Genomic DNA, 1619 nt, shown 5'->3' with positions numbered 1-1619 from the left:
AAAGTCCAACTCTTGAGTTCTGATCCGTTTTCTAAGTCGCTGTTTTATGAGACGTTCTAATTCCAGCTCATCATCCACAACAAGGATGATTTTTTTTGCAGATGTCATGTAATTTTATCTCCCCTTTAGGATTACCACTTAGTAATGGGTATTTAGTAATGGGTAATCAGTCAAATAAGTAATTTGTAATAAGTAATTTATAATTGTGCTTACCCATGATCGATTAGCCATGACCGATTAGCCATGACCGATTAGCAATTACGAAAAAAAATGTTGATTATGAACACTACTAAAAATAGTGGAGGTGATCTATCTATATAATTCCCATTAACTCTTGACCAAGTAACAGTCTAGAGTAGTAAAGTTATTTGATTATGTTTGCTGGTTTGTGAATGTATGATGACCAAAGTAGTGTCAATTGCTGCTGCCTAAATTCGTGAAGGGTAGGCAAATTATAAATTCGGTATAAGCTCCCAATTCAGTGTCCACATTGAGTGTTCCTCTATGCTGCCCAATGATGATATCATAGGTTAAGGATAATCCTAAGCCTGTTCCTTCTCCCGTAGGTTTAGTAGTAAAGAAAGGATGGAAGATCTTCTCCTTAATTTCAGGTGGGATACCAGTACCATTATCACCAATCCGGATTTCTACTGAGTCACTTAAGCGCAATGTCTTCACCCAAAGCATGGGGGTAAATGCTTCACCGATGTTCTTCTGCTTGCTCTGGAGGGCATAGCAAGCATTTTCGATAATGTTAATGAAGGCACGACTAATATCACTAGACACCAACTCCAGTTGACCAATGGAATCATCATAGTCAGTTTTAATCGTGACATTGAAGTGATGATTCTTGGCACGAACACTGTGATAAGCCAACTGGATAGCTTGGGCTAATACAGTATTGAGGTCAGTCAGTTGGAGTTGAGTACTGTCAGTTCGGGCATGCTGCATCATACTTTGAATGATGCCCTCGGCTCTTTGACCATGACGTTTGATAGCGAGAGAATTGTCTCGCAGTTCTGTCAAGGTGTCTTTGATATAGCTAGCTGTTGTTGTTTCTATATGCTCTAATTGTATTTTAAATTCTTCGATGAGTTCCTCAGCTAACTCCATCGAACCTTCGGCATAATTGTTAACAAAGTTGAGAGGATTCCTCAGTTCATGGGCAACCCCTGCAGTTAAGGTGCCGAGGTATGCTAGTTTCTCTGTGGCAATAATTTGCTCTTGGGCTTCCTTAAGCTGTTGGAAAGTTTTACTTAACCTCGTTTCCGCCGCCGCACGTTCCGCAACTTCTTGTTTCAAACGGGCATTTTGCTCATCAAGGGTTCTAGTCAAATTTATTATTTGTAGATGTATCCTTACTCTAGCCAATACCTCGTCTTGTTGAAACGGTTTGGTGATGTAATCGACGGCTCCGATGGAAAGACCTTTGACCTTATCAACTGTGTCAGTCAGTGCGGTCATGAAAATTACCGGGATGTCTCGATTTGAGGGGTTTGCCTTTAGTCTTTTGCAAGTCTCAAATCCATCAATTCCTGGCATCATTACGTCCAATAGAATTAGATCTGGTTGATTATAGTTAACTTGTTCAATCGCACTTTCACCATCTGTTTCCACAG

The 1619-nt window shown here is 40.1% G+C and carries 1 protein-coding gene; it reads right to left on the bottom strand.

All coding sequences use genetic code 11. From position 1 onward, the window contains the following. Nucleotides 1-414 precede the first annotated feature (414 nt). The coding region (locus F6K49_RS47185) for a response regulator (RefSeq protein ID WP_293109418.1) at nt 415-1619 on the bottom strand (1205 nt) is incomplete at its 5' end.

It is taken from the genome of Moorena sp. SIO3I6, from assembly GCF_010672095.1.
This window is presented reverse-complemented; position numbering and strand designations above follow the sequence as displayed.